The sequence below is a fragment of the Loktanella sp. IMCC34160 genome (assembly GCF_004145845.1).
Taxonomy (GTDB): Bacteria; Pseudomonadota; Alphaproteobacteria; order Rhodobacterales; family Rhodobacteraceae; genus SELP01.
In genome coordinates this window covers 127,420-144,036 of record NZ_SELP01000004.1, presented here as the reverse complement: position 1 = coordinate 144,036, position 16,617 = coordinate 127,420, and the positions used below count along the sequence as shown (strand labels likewise).

At 64.8% G+C, this 16,617-nt stretch carries 15 protein-coding genes; 4 read left to right on the top strand and 11 right to left on the bottom strand.

Annotated elements, in window-relative coordinates; all coding sequences use genetic code 11:
• Positions 1-234: 234 nt before the first annotated feature.
• The 3 genes from pgeF to lgt are packed head-to-tail and all read right to left on the bottom strand — an operon-like array spanning position 235 to position 2,938.
• On the bottom strand, positions 235-1,002 hold the full coding sequence (gene pgeF / locus EU803_RS11830) for a peptidoglycan editing factor PgeF (protein WP_129683057.1): 768 nt from the start codon (positions 1,000-1,002) through the stop codon (positions 235-237).
• Positions 999-2,057 (bottom strand): SAM-dependent methyltransferase, encoded by a 1,059-nt coding sequence (locus EU803_RS11825; protein WP_129683713.1) that lies wholly within the window; start codon positions 2,055-2,057, stop codon positions 999-1,001. Before EU803_RS11825 ends, pgeF begins: the two co-directional genes overlap by 4 nt.
• Entirely contained in the window at positions 2,054-2,938 is an 885-nt protein-coding gene (gene lgt / locus EU803_RS11820; protein ID WP_129683055.1) for a prolipoprotein diacylglyceryl transferase, read from the bottom strand. Before lgt ends, EU803_RS11825 begins: the two co-directional genes overlap by 4 nt.
• Before the next feature lie 107 nt (positions 2,939-3,045).
• Here lgt and chrA point away from each other — a divergent pair, with 107 nt between their 5' ends.
• Positions 3,046-4,242, top strand: a complete 1,197-nt coding sequence (gene chrA, locus EU803_RS11815) for a chromate efflux transporter (protein ID WP_129683053.1) — start codon at positions 3,046-3,048, stop codon at positions 4,240-4,242.
• Positions 4,243-4,300: 58 nt separating this feature from the next.
• Here chrA and soxB read toward each other — a convergent pair whose 3' ends face one another.
• A complete protein-coding gene (soxB, locus tag EU803_RS11810; protein ID WP_277985710.1) occupies positions 4,301-5,998 on the bottom strand; it encodes a thiosulfohydrolase SoxB in 1,698 nt (565 codons plus the stop codon).
• A gap of 217 nt (positions 5,999-6,215) precedes the next feature.
• On the opposite strand from soxB, the gene EU803_RS11805 reads away from it, so the two are divergent.
• Positions 6,216-6,461, top strand: a complete 246-nt coding sequence (locus tag EU803_RS11805; protein ID WP_129683049.1) for an accessory factor UbiK family protein — start codon at positions 6,216-6,218, stop codon at positions 6,459-6,461.
• Between the two features lie 16 nt (positions 6,462-6,477).
• Here the strand turns inward: EU803_RS11805 and EU803_RS11800 are convergent, their stop codons facing one another.
• Positions 6,478-6,921 (bottom strand): hypothetical protein, encoded by a 444-nt coding sequence (locus EU803_RS11800; protein WP_129683047.1) that lies wholly within the window; start codon positions 6,919-6,921, stop codon positions 6,478-6,480.
• A 151-nt stretch (positions 6,922-7,072) separates the two neighbouring features.
• Here EU803_RS11800 and EU803_RS11795 point away from each other — a divergent pair, with 151 nt between their 5' ends.
• The gene (locus EU803_RS11795) at positions 7,073-8,842 is read left to right on the top strand and encodes an SLC13 family permease (protein ID WP_129683045.1); all 1,770 of its coding nucleotides are present in this window, start codon (positions 7,073-7,075) and stop codon (positions 8,840-8,842) included.
• A 231-nt stretch (positions 8,843-9,073) separates the two neighbouring features.
• Positions 9,074-9,808: a glutamine amidotransferase gene (locus tag EU803_RS11790; RefSeq protein WP_129683043.1), complete on the top strand. Its 735-nt coding sequence runs from the start codon at positions 9,074-9,076 to the stop codon at positions 9,806-9,808.
• 6 nt (positions 9,809-9,814) lie between these two features.
• Here EU803_RS11790 and speB read toward each other — a convergent pair whose 3' ends face one another.
• From speB to mgtE, 6 genes are all read right to left on the bottom strand, one after another.
• On the bottom strand, positions 9,815-10,771 hold the full coding sequence (gene speB / locus EU803_RS11785; RefSeq protein ID WP_129683041.1) for an agmatinase: 957 nt from the start codon (positions 10,769-10,771) through the stop codon (positions 9,815-9,817).
• A 70-nt stretch (positions 10,772-10,841) separates the two neighbouring features.
• Positions 10,842-12,623, bottom strand: coding sequence for an SLC13 family permease (locus EU803_RS11780; protein WP_129683039.1), 1,782 nt, complete (start codon positions 12,621-12,623; stop codon positions 10,842-10,844).
• A complete protein-coding gene (locus EU803_RS11775; protein ID WP_129683037.1) occupies positions 12,620-13,576 on the bottom strand; it encodes a DMT family transporter in 957 nt (318 codons plus the stop codon). Before EU803_RS11775 ends, EU803_RS11780 begins: the two co-directional genes overlap by 4 nt.
• Positions 13,573-14,388: a TIGR00282 family metallophosphoesterase gene (locus tag EU803_RS11770; RefSeq protein ID WP_129683035.1), complete on the bottom strand. Its 816-nt coding sequence runs from the start codon at positions 14,386-14,388 to the stop codon at positions 13,573-13,575. Before EU803_RS11770 ends, EU803_RS11775 begins: the two co-directional genes overlap by 4 nt.
• A 251-nt stretch (positions 14,389-14,639) precedes the next feature.
• Positions 14,640-15,212 (bottom strand): 5-formyltetrahydrofolate cyclo-ligase, encoded by a 573-nt coding sequence (locus tag EU803_RS11765; protein ID WP_129683033.1) that lies wholly within the window; start codon positions 15,210-15,212, stop codon positions 14,640-14,642.
• Between the two features lie 23 nt (positions 15,213-15,235).
• Entirely contained in the window at positions 15,236-16,612 is a 1,377-nt protein-coding gene (mgtE, locus tag EU803_RS11760) for a magnesium transporter (protein WP_129683031.1), read from the bottom strand.
• Between the last annotated feature and the right edge of the window lie 5 nt (positions 16,613-16,617).

Sequence of the window (16,617 nt, the reverse complement as noted above, 5' to 3'; positions counted from 1 at the left end):
GCCGATCTTGCCGACGTTGGACCCACTATCGCGGCGGTTCTTGGCGCGAGTTTGACAAATCAAGGATTTTCCAAGGAATTGCATCAAATCCCGAAGTTTCTGCAGGATTGCCCTTTGAAATGGAAACAACGGCGGCAAACCCCAGCAAAACAAGGGATTTCAAAACAATACTGCCATTCTCAGGTGGTTTGTTTCCGGATCGGGGCAGTCGAACTTGCCCGATTTCTGCCCGAATTACAGCCGGATCGCCGAGATGAGCCGCCCATAGTCGGCCTGACGTTCATGGGTGGTGCGGCGGTAGCTATAGAACCGCGCCGGGTCTGAATAGGTGCAGTGCCGGGTCCATTCGGCCTGCCCGACCCCGGCGGCGCGCAATCGGTACAGGCCAAACCCGGGAAGGTCGAACAGGAACCGGTCGCCATCGCCATTGGCAAAGAACCGGCCATAGGCGGGGTCTTCGTCCATGAAGTCCTCGAAGAACTCCGGCCCGACCTCATAGGCGCGCTGGCTGATCGACGGGCCGATGACCGCGACGATGTCCTGCCGTTCGGCGCCCAGCGCCTCCATCGCGTCGACGGTTGCCTCCAGCACCCCGCCCAGCGCCCCTTTCCAGCCCGCATGGGCCGCGCCCACGACCCCGGCGCGCGGGTCGGCAAACAGCACCGGCTGGCAATCGGCGGTCAGGACGGAGACGACGATCCCCGGTGTCGCGGTGACGATGCCATCGGCCTCGGGCCTTGGGCCTTCGGGGTCATCGACCGGACCGTCGACGGTCAGAACCTTTGCCGAATGGGTCTGGTGCACCCCTTGCAGCGCCTTGATCGGCGCGCCCATCGCCTCGGCCACGCGGGTGCGGTTGATGGTGACCGCCTCGTGCTGGTCAGAACTGCCGTAGCCGCAGTTCAGCCCCTCGAACACGCCGGACGACGCCCCACCCTTGCGGGCAAAGAACCCGTGCCGCAGGGGCGACAGTAGGTCAGAGGTGATGATGTCCAGTGTCATGCCTCGGTCCCCGGTGGCGGCGGACAGCCGTCAGGATAGAGTCCCATTACCTTGAACAGGTCACCCATTTCCGCCGGGTGGGTCAAGCGCCGATGCGCGGCAATATGCTGTTCCAGCGCCGGATCGGTCATCCGCGCAGCCAGCGATTGCGCCCGCGCCGTGATGCCCAGCCGTTCCAGAAACACCCCTTGGGTCACCAGCCGCGTGTGCCGGGCGGGAGCGGCGGCATTGGCCACCGCTTCGAAATCCACATGCGCCGTCAGGTCGGCCTGTCCCGGCGCGGCAAGCGGATCTGTTGTGTCATGCCCCGACAGCGCCTGAAGCGTATCGCCCAGCGACCGCCAGTCGCCGTAGTCGATGAACAGGGCCGCGCCGCCGTGGTCCGCGATGCGCTGCCCCACCGCGCCGACAATCCCAGGAAGCGCCGGGCAGGATTCGACGATGTCACCGGGCTGCGTATCGTCCAGCCGGTGGTCCAGCGCGGCAATGGGCGCGGGTGCGGAAAGGCCGAAGGTCAGACTGCCCTCGGTCACGCCGACCATCCGTTCGCGCCAACCATTCTGGTCGCGGGTGAATTGCCGGATCGGCAGAGCGTCCAGGAACTCGTTCGCGACCAGAAACAGCGGTGCCTCGGGCAGGTCATCAGCACAGTCGTGCCAGATCGCACCGGGAACCCGCGCCGCCTGTTCCGCCCGCAGCGTGGCAGAGGTTTCGACCAGATGCACAGTGGTGGCGGCATGAAACCCCGGCACGCCCCGCGTGGCCCGCAGGATATCGGCCATTAACGTCCCGCGCCCCGGCCCCAGTTCGGCCAGTGTGAATGACGCCGGGCTGCCCTGATCCATCCACGCCTGCGCCAGCGACAGGCCGATCATTTCCCCGAACATCTGGCTGATCTCGGGCGCGGTGATGAAATCGCCGCCCGCGCCCAAAGGATCGCGGGTGCTGTAATAGCCGTGCTCGGGGTGCATCAGCGCCTCGGCCATGAACTCGGCCAGCGTCATCGGACCGGTCGCCGCGATCCGGCGGATCAGCAGGTCGGCCAGCGCAGTCATGCCCGCCGCCGCGATCGCAGGATCACCCAAAGCCCGATCAGGATCATCGGCAGCGACAACAATTGCCCCGCGGTCAGACCGTAGCCATCCAGATGCAGATAAAGCCCCAGCGGGTTGCCGGGCGTGACGAATTGCGCGTCGGGCTGGCGCACGAATTCAACCATGAACCGGGACAACCCGTAACCCGCGAAGAACAGCCCCGACACCAGCCACGGCCGCTTGAACCCGCCACGCAGGGCGACCACAATCAGGATCAGGCCCAGAAGCAATCCTTCCAGACCGGCCTCGTACAGCTGGCTGGGATGCCGGGCGCAAAGAAGCAGGATATCCGGCCCGCAATCCTGTGCCGCCTCGCCCGGGAACACGACGCCCCATGGCAGGTCCGTCGGGCGACCCCAAAGTTCGGCGTTGATGAAATTGGCGACGCGTACAAGGAAAATGCCGGGCGGCGCGGCCACGGCGATGACATCGGCGGTGGACCCCAGCGGCAGGCCATGCCTGCGCGCGAAAAAGAACACGGCAGCGACCACGCCGAGGAACCCGCCGTGGAAGGACATGCCTCCTTCCCAGACGCGCAGAATGGCCAATGGATCGCTCAGGTAGGCGCCCTGACTGTAGAACAGCACATAGCCAATCCGCCCGCCCAGAATGACGCCGACAACGATCCATGTGGCAAGATTTTCAAGGTCTTCGCGGCTCATCGGTGGCTGGTTTTCCGGCCATAACCCGACCCGCCCGATCAGCCAGCGGATCAGACCCCAGCCGATGGCAATCCCGGCGATATAGCCCAGCGCATACCAGCGCAGCGCGAACTCCATCCCGAAGAGCGTGATCGAGAAAATCTCGGGCGAGATGTCGGGGAAAGAAAGCGCGGCCTGCATGGGAAGAATGGATGGGACGGCACCGGAGGGAAGTCAAGGCCGGGCGGTCTTGGCCAGAGGCGCGATTGGTCCTAGACCTGTGCCAATTGGTTGAGGGCACAGGCGGCATGGCACAAACAGGCAAACCGGCGGGAACCGTGGCAGAGGTGTTTTGGACCTTCCTGCGGCTGGGCTGCACGTCCTTTGGCGGCCCCATTGCCCATCTGGGATATTTCCGCGCGGAATGCGTAGACCGGCGTGGGTGGCTGTCTGACGCGGACTATGCCGACCTTGTGGCGCTCTGTCAGGTATTGCCCGGCCCGGCCTCCAGCCAAGTGGGATTTGCACTGGGGCTGCACCGTGCGGGACCCTTGGGGGCACTGGCGGCGTTTGTGGGTTTTACCCTGCCGTCCGCCCTTGTCCTTCTGGGGTTCGCGTTGGGGGTCGGATCACTGACTGGACCAGTGGCCGTGGGCGCGCTGCACGGGCTGAAGATCGTTGCCGTGGCCGTGGTGGCGCAAGCGGTGCTTGGCATGGCGCGCACATTGTGCCCGGACCGCGAGACCGCGGCGATTGCCGTTGCGGCCGTCGTTGCGCTGGCGGCGTTTCCGTCCGGGATGGGCATGATCGGGGCGATTGGTCTGGGGGCGCTCGCGGGGCTGGTCACAGGCCGTGCGGGGGAATCCGCACCGACAGGCAGGGCCAGCCTGTCCTTACCTCGCTGGGTCGGCATTGCGGCATCGGCGCTTTTTGCCACCGGGTTGGTCGCCCTGCCCCTCCTTGCGGATCGGGCAGAGGTTTGGGCGGTCGCCGATGCCTTCTACCGGTCCGGCGCATTGGTGTTCGGGGGCGGCCATGTGGTCCTTCCCTTGCTGGACGCCGCCGTAGTGCAGCCCGGCTGGGTCAGTGATGCGGATTTTCTGGCGGGCTATGGGGCGGCGCAGGCGGTTCCGGGGCCTTTGTTCACGCTCAGCGCCTATCTGGGCGCGGTCAGCATCGCGGGTCCGGGTGGCCTTGCCGGGGCGGCGCTGGCCCTTGCGGCGATCTTCCTGCCGGGGTTCCTGATCCTGATCGGGGTCCTGCCCTTCTGGGACCGGCTGCGGCAGGTTGCGCCGGTTCGCCGCGCATTGCGGGGCATCAACGCGGCGGTGGTCGGGATCCTTGGTGCGGCGCTCTATGACCCGGTTTTCACCGGCAGCGTCGGCGGCATGGCCGACTTCGCTTTGGCGCTGGCGCTGTTCGTGGCCCTGACGGTCTGGAAATGCCCGCCCTGGTTGGCGGTCCTTGCAGGCGCGGCTGGCGGGATCGTCTTGGCGCTGGCCTGAACGAAAAACGCGCCCCCCGGTGACGGGAGGCGCGCGACGGGTGCAGGGAGGCCCCCCGTTATAGTTCGATCTTGACGGTCCGTTCGTCCGGCACGTTCACCACGCCCTTGGAGGTGATGTAATCCTCCATCAGGTCGTAGATGGCCGGACCTTCGGTGCCTTCGTTGACGGACGCCCAACCACCGACGGTGTAGGTCTTGTCGGCCTCGATCGGGGTGCCGTCGTCCAGCAGCATGTCAGCGATCCGGTTCCCGGCGTCGTTGTTGACGTGGCAGGTGTAGCGCATGCCGCCGACGCGAACCATGTCGCCGCCCTGCTGATAGAACGGGTCCTTGTTGAACAGGTTGTCACAGACATCTTCAAGGATGACCTTGAGCTGTTCGCCCGACATTTCCGTCCGGTAGACCGCCGGGTAGCTCATCGAGGTTTCGGTATAGAGATCATCCACCGTGATGTCCTGCCCCGGCAGCAGGGTCGTGCCCCAGCGGAAGCCCGGCGACAGAGCAATCTGAACGTCGCGCTGTTCGCGGATACCCTGACAGATCAGATCATCCCAAGTGCCGTTGAAGTTGCCGCGCCGATACAGCAGCGTTTCGGTCTTGCCCAGAACGCGGTTCAGTTCGGCGGCGTGCGGATCGCGGTATTCGGCGATCTTGGCGGCCATTTCCGGATCGGGCGTGATCACATCCGAGAAGACCGGGATCAGGTTGGAGCTGTAGCCGACGACCTTGCCATCCTGCACCTCAAGATCGACACGGCCCAGATATTTGCCGTGGCTGCCCGAGGACAGGATGATCGTCCCGTTCACCTCGACCGCCTGCGGGATGGCGTCGTGGGTGTGGCCGGTCAGGATCACGTCGATACCGGACACGACGGTGGCCAGTTTGCGGTCCACGTCGAACCCGTCATGCGACAGCAGCACCACGACCTCGGCCCCAGCGGCGCGGGCGGCGTCCACGTTTTCCTGAAGCACCTCGGGACGGATGCCGAAGCTGTATTCGGGGAACATCCAGCGCGGGTTCGCGATGGGGGTATAGGGCATGGCCTGCCCGATCACCGCCACGTTCACCCCGCCCTTTTCGAAGAAGGCAGTGTTCTCAAAGGCGGGTTCGTCCCATTCCACGTCGAAGATGTTGGACGCAAGGAAGGGGTATCCCATGCTTTCGGTCAGTTCGAGGAACCGATCGGTGCCAAAGGTGAATTCCCAGTGGCCGGTCATCGCGTCGGGCTTCAGCAGCTTCATGCATTCGACCATGTCCTCGCCATTGGTCTTGAGCGAGGTGTAGGAGCCCTGCCAGGTGTCGCCACCGTCAAGGAACAGAACCTTGTCGTCGCCCCGGTCGGCGCGGATCGCCTTGACCAGCGTCGCGGTGCGGTCCAGCCCGCCCAGCCGGCCATAGGTACGGGCAAGGTCGACGTAATCGACAAATGTATGCGCATAGGCCAGCGGGCTGCCCCGTTCGATTCCGAAATGGCGCATGAACTCCTCTCCCACCAGATGCGGTGGGATACCGGCATAGTCGCCCACGCCAATGTTGGTGTCCGGCGGGCGGAAGTAAACCGGGGCCAATTGGGCGTGCACATCGGTGAAGTGCAGCAGCGTCACCTGCCCCTTGGCGTCGAACTTCAGCAGGTCATCCTGCGTCAGTTTCTGCTGGGCCAGCGCCCGCGTCGGGTTGCCGGCAAGTCCGGCCGCGCCAAGCGTCAAGGTGGCGTTCATGCCGTATTGAATGAAATCCCGTCTGGTAATGGGCACGTCTGGTCCTCCCCGATTCGTTTCCCACATCATATTCAAATATGTTTATGCCTTGTAAGCCCCTCTTGTGCCACCCGCGATGCAGGGCATCCAAGCCCTGCCAACATAGCCAATGGATGGGCATCCTGAACCCGGGTTGGCGGTCTGGCCCGGTTCCGCGGTTGTGAACCTACGCATTCCACCCCATATAGAGCAGACAAAGCCACGGAGAGACCCGATGCAGACCCGCAACAAGATCATGGACGATATCGGCCAGTTGATGACCAACGCCATGGGCGTGGCCCAGGGCGCCAAGACCGAGGCGGAAACGGCCATGAAGTCCCTGCTGGACCGCTGGCTTGCCGACCGCGATTTCGTGACCCGCGAGGAATTCGACGCGGTCCGCGCCATGGCCCAGAAAGCCCGTGAAGAAAACGAGGCCCTCAAGGCCCGGATCGAGGCGCTGGAAGCCAAGTCCGGCTGACAGACGCGGCTGGGGCCTATGGCCAGCCGCCCGGCGGTCGATACTTGTTGTCGACCTCCCTTTCGCTGACCTTCACCCCCGGAACACTCAACGCCTTGGCGACTTCCCGTTTCGTCGCAAAGCGCGCGGTCACATGGTAGTTCGTCGTCTTTTGGCGCCCAATGCCGACGCCGCGCGCGCCGGGCTCGTTCGCCTTACAGATTACATGTTGGGGATGCTTGCCCTCGCCCTCGAAAGCTTCGTTTTCAAAATCGATCTGCATGACCGTGGTGATATTGGTAATCGCGGTCTGGTCCAGATCATAGGCAATCAGGACCGCACCGTTCTGGATGCGCCCACCGGGGCGATAGGTCTGGGTCAGGTCGAATATCCAAAGCGCCGAGCCGTTGTGAGATATGAAGCCCGCGTTCACGGCATTCTGCCCGAATTGGTAGGGCACCCAACGCACGAATTGGGTCATGGTGTTTCCTCCGTCCGAAAATGAATCTTTGCTAATTTGACAAGGCTACACCCGGAACGTGTGCCCGGGATAGGGGATTCCCGCCGCCTTGGAAACGGCGCACCCCGTTTTCCCCGTGGCATCGGATGCGGATTTCCGGCAGGTTTGGGCCATGACCCAACACCAGATCATCCTGTTTTCGCTCTTTGGACTTGTCTTTGCCCTGCTTCTTTGGGGGCGATACCGCTATGATCTAGTTGCCTTCTCGGCCCTGATGGCCGGGGTCGTTCTGGGGGTGGTCCCGACCAAGGACGCGTTCAGCGGGTTCGGGCACCCGGCGACGCTGGTCGTGGCGCTGGTGCTGGTGGTCTCGGCCGGGTTGGTGCGGTCCGGCGCGGTGATGCTGATTACCCGGACGCTGGTGGACAGCAGCCGCAAACTGGGCACCCATATCGCGATCATGGGGGCTGTCGGCGGCGTCTTGTCGGCCTTCATGAACAACGTGGCCGCGCTGGCGCTGCTGATGCCGGTCGATATCGCCACCGCGCGCAAGGCCGGACGGGCCGCGGGGGTGACATTGATGCCGCTGTCCTTCGCGACGATCCTTGGCGGGATGGTCACGCTGATCGGCACGCCGCCGAACATCATCATCGCGTCGATCCGGGGCGAGGCTTTGGGCACGCCATTCGCCATGTTCGATTTCGCGCCCGTGGGCGGGATTGTGGCGATTGCCGGGCTGGCCTTTGTCGCGCTGATCGGCTGGCGCCTGATCCCGCAAAAGGACGGCGCGGGGCTGGAAGGCGACCCACTGCGGGACTACGCCGAATACCTGTCAGAACTGGCCGTTCCCGAAGGATCGCCCCTGACCGGCCAGCGGGTTCGGGATCTGGACGATCTGGCCGAGGCCGCAGATGTCGCGCTTCTCGGGCTGATCCGCGAGGGCAAGCGCCTGCCGGGCCGGGCTCGGAACGCCACGATCCGCCCCGGCGATCATCTGGTGATCGAGGCGGCGCCCGATACGCTGGATGAATTCCGGGTCGCGCAGAAACTGGACCTTGCCGAGGCGACGGTCGATGCCGCAGGCGCCGATATGGTGATCGTCGAGGCCGTGGCGACGCCGGAATCGCGGATCACGGGGAAGACCGCGCAAACCATCGGTCTGGCGTGGCGGCAGCGGGCGATCCTTCTGGGCCTGTCGCGGCGCGGCAAACCGATCCGCAGCCGGATCCGCAAGACCGAGGTGCAGGCCGGCGATATCCTTCTGCTGCTGGTCCCAAAGGAAGCGGCGGCGGATGTGATCGACTGGCTGGGATGCCTGGCGCTGGCTGACCGGGGCCTGTCCGTCACCGCCGATCGCAAGGTCTGGCTGGCAATCGGGCTGTTCGGGGCGGCGGTTCTCGCGGCCTCGCTCGGGCTGGTTTACCTGCCGGTCGCGCTGGGGATTGTGGTCGTGGCCTTCGTGCTCACGGGCATTCTGCCGCTCAGGAACATCTACGACCACATCGAATGGCCGGTGGTGGTCTTGCTGGGGTCGATGATCCCGCTGGGCGCGGCGCTGGAAACCTCGGGCGGCACCGAACTCATCGCCGGAACGCTGACCGGGCTGACAGCGGGATGGCCCGCCTGGGCCGTGCTGACGGTTCTGATGGTGGTGACGATGTCGCTGTCGGATGTGCTGAACAACACGGCGACAACCATCGTCGCGGCCCCGGTGGGGATCCAGATGGCGCAGACGCTGGGGGTATCACCCGATCCGTTCCTGATGGCGGTGGCCGTCGCGGCCTCTTGCGCGTTCCTCACGCCGATCGGGCACAAGAACAACACGCTGATCCTTGGGCCCGGCGGTTACCGGTTCGGGGATTATTGGCAAATGGGTCTGCCGTTGGAACTGATCGTGATCGCGGTGTCGATCCCGACGATCCTGCTGTTCTGGCCGCTGTAGGGGGTGGTGGGTCAAGACCCACTTTACCCGGGGGCGCGTCGCCCCCCACCAAATGATTCATGGCCCCCCGAGGATATTTGAGACCCAAAGAAGAATGGACTCTCATTTTGCCAAAAATACTTCGGGGGTGAGGCCCGGCGGGCCGAGGGGGCAGCGCCCCCTGCCGTGTAAGGTGGGTCTTGACCCACCGCCCCCTTCCCCTTGGCCGGGGTTTTGGCTATCGGGACAGGCATGAAACCGTTCCTGATCCTGCAGCTGCGCCCGGAAACCGAGGCCGCCGACGATGAATTCGCAGCCATCCTTGCCAAGGGCCGGCTGACGGCGGACCGCACCCATCGTATCCGGCTGGATCAGCAGGATCTGCCCGCGGACCTGTCCCTTGACGCCTATGCCGGCGTCATTGTCGGCGGCGGCCCCGGCTGCGTCTCTGACGCGCCCGAGGACAAGGACCCGACCGAGGCCCGGATTGAGGCCGCCTGCCTGTCGCTCATGCCCGAGATCACCGCCCGAGACATGCCCTTCATGGGCTGCTGCTATGGGATCGGCATCCTGACCCACCATCTTGGGGCCGAGGTATCGAAGGCCCGCTATGGTGAACCCGTCGGCACGACCACCTGCGAACTGACCGACGCGGGCCGCACCGATCCGCTGCTGTCCGGCCTGCCCGACCGCTTTGACGCCTTTGTCGGCCACAAGGAAGCGGCGCAGACCCTGCCCGAAGGCTGCGCCCATCTGCTGCATTCCGACGCCTGCCCGTTCCAGATGATCCGCTATGGTCAGAACGTCTATGCCACGCAGTTCCACCCCGAGGCGGACGCGGCCGGGTTTGAGACCCGCATCCGCATCTACCGCAACAAGGGCTATTTCCCGCCCGAGGCTGCCGAGGACCTGATCGCCATGTGCCGTGCGGCCGATGTGACCGTGCCGGAACTGATCCTGCAACGGTTCGTGGCCCGCTTCGGCTGACCCCCGCTATTTCCCCTTTGCGTGAAAGATGAACCCCAGAAGGTTCAGCAGGACCTGCGCCGCAAGGATGCTGGTCGATCCCGTGGGGTCATAATCCGGAGCCACTTCGACCAGATCAATCCCGACGACCTCGTGCCGCTGCGCCACGGCCTGCAGCATTTCCAGCACCTCGTAATAGAGGAAGCCGCCATGGCTGGGCGTGCCTGTTCCCGGCGCGATCGAGGGGCAGAAGGCATCAATGTCGATGGTGATATAGACCCGCGCCTTTTCGGGGATGTGGCCGACCACCCCTTCGGTCCCCATCTTCCGCGCCTGCCGGACCGAGATGATCGACGACCCCATCCGTCGCGCGTCGTCATAGCCTTCCTTGGCGGTCGAGCTGACGTTGCGGATGCCCACCTGCGTCAGCCCCGTGACATAGGGCTTGTCCGCGGCCCGCCGCATCGGGTTGCCGTGCCCATAGCGGACCCCGTGCCGTTCATCGACGAAGTCGAGGTGCGCGTCGATCTGCAGAACGTGAATATCCCCCTGATCGTCGAAGGCGTTGATGCAGGGGATGTTGATCGAATGGTCCCCGCCGATCACCACCGGCAAGGCGCCCGCTGCAAGGATCGCCCGCACTCCGGTTTCGATATTGGCGTGCGACGTCATCGTATCGGTGTGGACGATATCGGCATCCCCGATATCGACGATCCGCACGTCACCCGGCAGGTAGGTCGCGTCGTCTTCGTGGTCATAGGCCCCGGCGTGGCCAAAGCTGAACAGGGTCGATGCCTCGCGCACGCCGCGCGGGCCGAACCGTGCGCCGGACCGCCACTGCGTGCCGAAATCGAAGGGTGCCCCAAGGACCGCGACGTCGGCGTCGATCTTTGACCAATCCTCGACATAGGGCCGCTTGCCAAAGGTCGCGATCCCCACGAAGGGCAGGTTCAGCCGCCCTTTTTCGTAACCATGTCCGGACATTGCCACCTCCCCTTTGCCACGTACCGACCGGCGGACGCTAGCAACCCTGCCACGCCCCGGCAAGGCGGGATCACAGCGGCCAGATTAGCGGGATCACAGCAGAGACGATGAGCCCCATCGACAGGTTCAGCGGAATCCCGACCTTGAGGAAATCCTTGAACTTGTAGCCCCCCGGCCCGTAGACGAGCGTGTTGGTCTGATAGCCGATGGGCGTGGCGAAACTGGCCGAGGCCGCGACCATCACCGCCACGACCAGCGGGCGCGGATCGACACCCAGCGCACCCGCAAGCCCAATTGCAATCGGGGTCACCACGACGGCCACCGCGTTGTTCGACACCAATTCGGTCAGGACCGAAGTAATCAGGTAGATCGCCCAGACCACCATGAAAGGCGGCAAATCACCGATCAACGGTGTCAGCCCGTCGACGATCAGCGACACCGCGCCGGTGTGTTGCAGGGCCGCGCCCACGGCCAGCATGGAAAAGATCAGCACCAGCAGGCTGCTTTCGACATAGCCATAGGCCTCTTCCGCGTCGATGCAGCGGGTCGCCAGAACCACGGCGACGGCAATAACGGCCAGAAACAGGATCGGGGCCACGCCCAGCGCGGCCAGAACCACGATCCCTGCCAGTGCCGCCAGCGCAATCGGCGCATGGGCCCGGCGGAAGGCGCGGGCCGATGGGTGCGACACGTCCACCATGTTCATATCCGCCGCCAGCCGCTGAATATCCTCGGCCGCCCCTTCCAGAAGCAGCGTATCCCCGACCCGCACCACCAGATCGTCAATCTGGCGGCCGATGTTCTTGTCCCGCCGGTGCACGGCCAGCACATAGACCCCATAGCGGCGACGCAGGCGCATTTCACCCAGACGGCGGCCCACAAGCCGGCAATCGGGGGTGATCAGCACCTCGACCGTGGTGGTTTCCACCGCGCTGACCTGATCGACCCGGCGCAGCGACTTGTTCGATTGCAGGGACAAAAGCTCGGTCATCTGGGTGCGCAGCACGACCCGGTCACCCACCTGTAACGACACCCCCTGAAGGTTGCGCCGCAGCGATGCATCGCCGCGCACCACGTCCACCAGTCGCACACCGGGACGCTTGAACAGTTGCACGCCCAGAACCTCGCGCCCGATCAGGTTGCTGTCGGGGGGGATCACGGCCTCGGTAAAGAACCGCATCTTGGACTTGTCGGACAGAAGGTTGGCCATGCTGTCCCGGTCGGGCAGAAGCCGCCGGCCGATGGTGGCCAGATAGATCATCCCCCACAGGCAGACGACAAGGCCGATGGGGGTGATTTCGAAGATGGTGAAGGGCTGCAGCCCCCCCGCCCGCGCGACCCCGTCGACCAGCAGGTTGGTCGAAGTGCCGATCAGGGTCAGCGACCCGCCCATGATCGCGCCATAGGACAGCGGGATCAGCAGGCGCGAGGCGGCAAAGCCCATGGTCTTGGAAATGGTCACGAAGACCGGGATCATCACGACGACCACCGGCGTGTTGTTCATGAAGGCCGAACCCGCCATGACAAAGGCCATTAATCCGATGATGGCGGCCTTTGGATGGGTCCGCGCGTATCGCTCGGCCTGCCCGGTCAGCACATCCAGCGCCCCGGTGCGCACCAGCGCGCCCATGACGATGAACATCGCCGCAATGGTCCATGGGGCGGGGTTGGCCAGCACATCAACGGCCATCTGGTAGGGCAGGACACCGGTGACAAGCAAAAGCGCCACACCGGTCAGCGCGACCACCTCGGTCGGCAGGACTTCCCGCAGGAACAGGGCGAACATGAGCCCGACAACCGACAGGGCAAGGATCGCCTGCCCGGTTCCGGACAACTGGAGAATGTCGTTCATCTGGCCTCGGTCGCTGCGTTCGCCTGACTGTCCACCGCTTCCGCTTCCGGCGCAAGGGTTTCACGCGGCCGCGGCTGAACCAGCGCGATGCCGCAGAGCATCACGCCCAGCGCCACCCAGATCCAGATGGCGTAGGTTTCGGACAAGAGAACCATGGACCAGAGCACCCCAAAGCCGGTGACGACATAGGCGACCTGCCCCGCGAAAACCGGCCCGGCCCGGCCCACCAGCCAGACATAGGCCGCATAGACCGTTGCATGGATCAGCGCCGACACGACCAGCGCCCATTCCGGCGCACCCATGCCCGCCGTCGGGTCGATGAATTGGCCGGTGGCCAGCGCGGCGGGTGCCATGAAAACCGCCCCCAGAACCGAAGCGCCAAAAAGCGCCTGCACCGGGTCCAGCCCGGACAGGCCCCAGCGGGCGACGACATTGCCCTCTAGCCCATAACAAAGCGGCGCGATCAGGGCGACGGGGATCCAGGCCAGCATGGCCGGGTCGGGCAGGCTTGCCTCTGGCGCCGCGATCAGCCCGACACCCAGAAGCCCAAGGCACAGGCCCAGAAGACGCCGCAGGGCAAAGCGGTCCTGCCCCAGCGCCAAGGCCACGGGAAAGGCGAACATCGGCACCGTGGCGATGATGATCGCCATGATCCCGGCGGGCAGATGTGCCGCCGCGCGATAACTGAAGGAATTGGGCAGAATCGTTCCCAGACAGGCGATCACCACGAAGACCCGCAACGCGGGCCAGCCCAGCGGAAAGGGACGGCGACGCATGGCCAGCAGCCCACCCAGCAGGACGGACCCAATCAACAGCTGCCAGAACAAAAGCCCAAACGGCAGGTGCCCGGTGGAAACGGCGATCCGGCTGAGCGGTACGGTCAGCCCCCAACCGGCCCCAAGCACCAGAAGTATCCCGCTCAGGACCAGCCGATCCCGGACCCGGTCGGTCATGCGGGTCCGGCCGATGACAAGAGACCGCCTTGCCGAACCTGTTCGACCCGCTTGGCCTTGCCGGTGCGGTCGTCGGTTTCAACGTAGAGGCCCGACAGGGTGACATCGGCCAGCGCCGGCTCGAACCGCTCCTTCGCCATGCCGGTAATGAAACGGCGCAGCGGTTCGTCCTTCTTCATCCCGATGACCGAATTGTAGTCCCCGCACATGCCCGCATCGGTCTGATAGGCGCTGCCCTTGGGCAGGATCATCGCATCGGCGGTGGGCACATGGGTATGGGTGCCGACGATGACCGAGGCACGGCCATCGCAAAAATGGCCCATCGCCATCTTTTCGCTGGTGGCTTCGCAATGCATGTCGATCAGGCTGGCCTGCACCATCCCGCCCAAGGGGTATTGGCGCAGAACTGCGTCTACCGCGCTGAACGGATCGTCAAAGGGCCGTTTCATGAAAACCTGCCCCAGCACTTGCGCCACCAGAACCTTTTGCCCGCCCCGGGCGGTGAACACCCGTGCGCCCTTGCCCGGCGCCACCTTGGAAAAATTCAGCGGCCGGATGATGCGCGGTTCCTGTTCACAGAATTGCAGCATGTCCTTCTGGTCGAAGGCATGATCTCCGAGGGTGACGACATCGGCCCCCGCCTCGAACAGGGCGCGGGCGTGATTGCCCGACAGGCCCATCCCGCCGGTGGCGTTTTCGCCGTTGATCACCACGAAATCGAGCCGCCAGTCGTCGCGCAGCTTCGGCAGCCGTTGGGCCACGGCCTGACGGCCACCCCGGCCCACGATATCACCCAAGAATAGAAGTCTCATGGCTTTCCTCTAGGCAAGGGAGGGGGCAAGCGCAAGCACGGGGATGGTGGGTTGAAACCCACCTTACGTTCAGGGGCTCTGCCCCTCTGGCCCTGTCGGGCCATTCACCCCGGGATATTTATTGACCCAAAGAAGGGGGCTGGACTCAGCGTCCATTCTTCTTTGGGTTCTAAATATCCTCTGGGGGCCATGAATTATCTGGTGGGGGGCGAAGCGCCCCCGGGGTAAGGTGGGTCTTGACCCACCATTTCCTAGCGGCGAGGTTCGATCACCCCGGCTTCGGTCACGATCAGGTCAAGCCATTGGTCCGTCGCTTCCAGCGGCAGGTCCGGGTCTTCCTGCGCGGCGTAGGCAAAGCCGATGGCCATCGTCGGGCGCTTGGCCCGCAGCCCTTCCAGCGTCCGGTCGTAGAACCCCCCGCCATAGCCCAGCCGCCCACCCGCGCGGGAGAAGGCCACCAGCGGCACGATCAGGATTTCGGGCTCGATCCAATCGCCTTCGGCCGGGATGCGCGCGCCAAACTCGCCATCCGCCATGGCGCACCCCGGGGTCCAGGCCCGGAACTTCAGCGGCTGGCCTGCGCCGATGATCACCGGCAGGGCCACAGGCCCGTGGGCTGCCGCCTCGTCCATGGCTGGGGTCGGGTCGATCTCGGTCCGCATCTGGGCGTAGCCGGCCAGCGGCACGCCGCGATATCCGGCCAGCACCTCGGACAAATGGGCGGCGGTCGCGCCGTTGCGATGAAGGGCATGGGCTTCGGCCCGGCGGGCAAAGGCGGCTTTGCGGGCGGCCGCCTTGCGGGCGGTCAGGTCAGGATCGGTCATCACAGGGGCACCTTTGCCGGGGATCAGAGAAGGAAGACAGCCGCAAGCCCAAGGAAGGCGAAGAAGCCCACCACATCGGTCACGGTCGTCACGAAGGCCCCGGACGCAAGCGCCGGGTCCACCCCCGCCCTTTCAAGAAGCACCGGCACCGCCGTTCCCGCCAGCCCGGCAACGACCAGATTGATCACCATTGCGGCGGCGATGACAACACCCAGCATCATGGTCCCGAACCAGAGGTATCCGATCACCCCCATCACCAGCGCAAAGATTATCCCGTTCAGAAGGCCCACCAGAACCTCGCGCCGGATCACCCGCCAGACGTTCGACCCGGTCAGGTCGCGGGTGGCGATGGCCCGCACGGCAACCGTCAGGGTCTGGGTGCCCGCGTTGCCCCCCATCGAGGCCACGATCGGCATCAGCACGGCCAACGCCACCAGCCCGGCGATCACCTCTTCGAACAGGGCAATGACCCCCGAGGCGAGGATCGCGGTTACGAGGTTCACCCCCAGCCACGGCATACGCTGCCGCGTGGTGTCCAGAACCGAATCCGAGAGGCTGCCTTCGCCGACACCGGCAAGGCGCAACATGTCTTCCTCGTGTTCTTCGTCCAGAAGGATCATGGCGTCGTCGATGGTGATCACGCCGACCAGCCGGTCGTCGTCATCGACCACCGGGGCCGAAATCAGGTGGTAGTGGTTGAAGGCGTGGGCCACGTCCTCCACGTCATCCTCGACATGGAACGTGTTGAAACTGTCTTCGGTGATCGCCGCCAGCGGCACGTCCCGCTTCGACGACAGGATGCGGCCCAGCGTGGCATAAGACACAGGCTTCATCCGCGGGTCCACAAGGATCACGTGGTAGAACTGGTCCGGTAGTTCGATGTCAGAGCGCAGGAAGTCGATGGTTTCGCCCACGCTCCAGTGTTCGGGAACCCGAACCACCTCGGACTGCATGTGACGGCCCGCCGATTCCTCGGGGTAGGTCAGCGCCTTTTCGACGGCGACCCGGTCGGTCGCTTCGAGCGCGTCCAGAACCTGTTCCTGCTGCTCCTCGTCCAGGTATTCGACAAGGTCGACAACGTCGTCCGATTCAAGATCGCGCACTGCCTCGGCCAGTTCGGCGGGGCCCAGGTTGTCGATGATTTCTTCGCGCAGGGATTCGTCGAGTTCGGACAGGATTTCCCCATCCATCCCGCCCTTCCAGACGGTCAGAAGGTCGCGCCGGTCGCGGGCATCGACCTGTTCGATCAGGTGGGCGATGTCGGCGGCGTGCAGCGGGTCCAGAAGCGCGTCGATCGCTATCGCATCGCGGGCCTCGACCGCGTCCAGAACCTCGGAGATCAGCCTGTCGGTCACACCGAAGGCTTCATCATCTTCATGTTCCAGAATCTCTTCGGCCATCGCAC